This is a genomic window from Actinoplanes rectilineatus (assembly GCF_000962825.1).
In the GTDB taxonomy this organism is placed as follows: Bacteria; Actinomycetota; Actinomycetes; order Mycobacteriales; family Micromonosporaceae; genus Actinoplanes; species Actinoplanes rectilineatus.
In genome coordinates, this window is sequence record NZ_JZKF01000185.1 from 1 (window position 1) to 2,408 (window position 2,408).

The 2,408-nt window shown below is 72.0% G+C and carries 2 protein-coding genes; one reads left to right on the forward strand and one right to left on the reverse strand.

The features are described from left to right. On the forward strand, positions 1 to 1,174 hold a 1,174-nt coding region (locus WH85_RS48045; protein ID WP_052721337.1), incomplete at its 5' end, for a protein kinase domain-containing protein. A gap of 57 nt (positions 1,175 to 1,231) precedes the next feature. Here the strand turns inward: WH85_RS48045 and WH85_RS45955 are convergent. Further along, positions 1,232 to 2,408, reverse strand: a 1,177-nt coding sequence (locus tag WH85_RS45955; RefSeq protein WP_045748542.1) for a serine/threonine protein kinase, incomplete at its 5' end; no start/stop codon positions are given.

A 2,408-nucleotide genomic window follows, 5' to 3' on the forward strand; every position in this document is an offset into this window, starting at 1 on the left:
GATCCACCGGGATCTGAAGCCGGGCAACGTGCTGATGGCCCGCGGCGGCATCAAGGTGATCGACTTCGGCATCGCGCGGGCGTTCGAGGCGACCAGCCACCACACGCGCACCGACCAGATGGTCGGCACGATCTCCTACATGGCGCCGGAACGCTTCGACCCGGTGGACGGCCGGCCGGTCACCGCGGCGGCGGACATCTTCGCGTGGGGTGCCGTGGTGACGTTCGCGGCGACCGGGCGCACCCCGTTCCAGGCCGAGTCCCCGCCGGCCACCGCGATGCGGATCCTCACCCAGGAGCCGGACCTGCGCGGCATCCCGGATCCGCTGCGCGGTGTGGTGGAGTCGGCGCTGGCGAAGGAGCCGCGGGACCGGCCGACCGCCCGGGAACTGCTCGACATGCTGCTGACCGGCGGTTCCCTCACGACCCGGGTCACGACGCCGCCGATCCCGGTGCCGCTGCCGGTCTCCGACGACACTCCCCCGCCGATGCCGGCATCCGCGCCGGTCCCGGCTCCGGTGTCGGCCTCGCCCGCGGTCCCGGTGGCCCCGGTTCCGCCGGTGCCCAAGAAGCGCCGCGGCCGGAAAGTCATGATCGCCGTCGCCGGGGCGGTGACGTTGTTCTGCGCCGCGCCCCTCGGCCTGCTCGTCCTGCACGACTCGGCGCCCAGCGCGTCCGACAGCTTCGACGCGGAGATCACCCAGACACCGGAGCCGCAGACACCGGAGGAGATCCAGGCCGCGATCCTGCGCGGCGAACGCAAGATCCTCATCCGGCTCGGCTCCGGTCCGGGCTCGGTCATGCGGGTGGACCTGGACGAGACCGACCTCGACCTCGGCCAGGACAACGGCGACGAGTCACTGTTCGTGCTCGAGCCGCAGGTCCTGGGCTACATGATCCGGGCCTGGACGGACCCGGTCCAGGACACCTGCGTCAGCGTGGGCGACGACGGCGACCCGCTCGAGGTGAGCGACTGCATCGCCGAACCGGAGAACGTCTTCCTCGTCACGCCGACCGGCAGCGCGGACGCCGGCGAACATCCCCTCTATCAGATCGTCCACCAGACGCTCGGCCCGATCAGGTGGGACCGGGAGGAGGACGTGCTGACGGCGAGCCGGGAGGGCGGCGGCATCGACGAGTTCGTCTTCGTCGACCAGGGGCCGGCCGACAGTTAGGGCCCGCATCGAGGTGCCGGGCCTCGCCTCGCTCCGCCCCCGCCTCGGTACAGGCCCTTACGAGGGCAGCTCGCCGCGGTCGACGAAGCTGATCGACGTCAGCGGCCAGCCGTCGCCGGTGTGCTCGACGTAGACCGTCTTCTTGGTCTCGTGGAACTGCACGAAGCCGTACGCGTCGTTGTAGATGTAGTACGTCGGCCGCCCGTTGTCGTCCGTCTCGCCGCTCGCGGAGAGGTGGAAGAGGGTCGCCTTGTTGACGTAGCAGTCGGTGCCGGTCAGCCCGGACTCGTTGTCCGTGGTGATCTTGACGCCGAGGCAGACCTCGCTGTCCGGGTCGGCCAGGGAGCGGATCATGTAGTCCACCCCGGTCGGCTGCAGGGCGAACTCGGACTTGGCGCCGGTGCCGTCACCCGCGCGGGCCAGCGGGAAGTCCTGCCGGAAGGCCAGGTCCCGGTCGATCTCGGCGAAGTGGATCAGGGTCTTCCGGGTGCCCCGCATGATCGCGGCCTGCCGTTCCTCGGGGGTCTCCGGTTCGCTCACGGGCGCGTCACTGCCCTCCGGGAGGTCGCCGGAGTTCTCCGGCACCGGCACCGACGCGCTGGACCGGACATCCGCACTCAGCTCGCCGGAATGGTCGGACCTGTCGCGGATGTAGAGGCCGGCCGCGCCCGCGATGAGCACGCCGACCGCCGCGACCAGTGCCGGCACGAGGACACCCCGGCGCTTGGCCGGTTCCCGCGGGCGGTCGTCGGCGGGGACGGTCGGCTCGTCGGCGGGGCGTACCGCCGGCTGCCCGGGCGACCGGACCAGCCCGGCCGGCGCACCGTGCAGCAGCATGTCCAGAAGCTCCCGGGCGGTCGGCCGCTCCTCGGGCTCCTTGGCGAGCGCCCGCTCCACCGGTTGCCGCAACGACGCCGGCAGACCCGTCAGGTCCGGCGACTGGGTGAGGATCCGCACCGCGGTCGCCGCCGTCGAGTCGGCCGCGAACGGGGTCCGCCCGGTCGCCGCATAGGCCACCACCGCACCCCACGCGAAGATGTCCGCCGCCGCGGTGACCGGCCGTCCGCCGACCGGATCGAAGCGTTCCGGCGCCATGTAGGACACCGTGCCCACCATCTGGTCGGTGCGCGTGTGCTGGCTGGTCGCCTCGAACGCCCGCGCGATGCCGAAGTCGATCACCTTGATGCCGCCGCGGGCCATCAGCACGTTGCCCGGCTTCAGATCCCGGTGGATC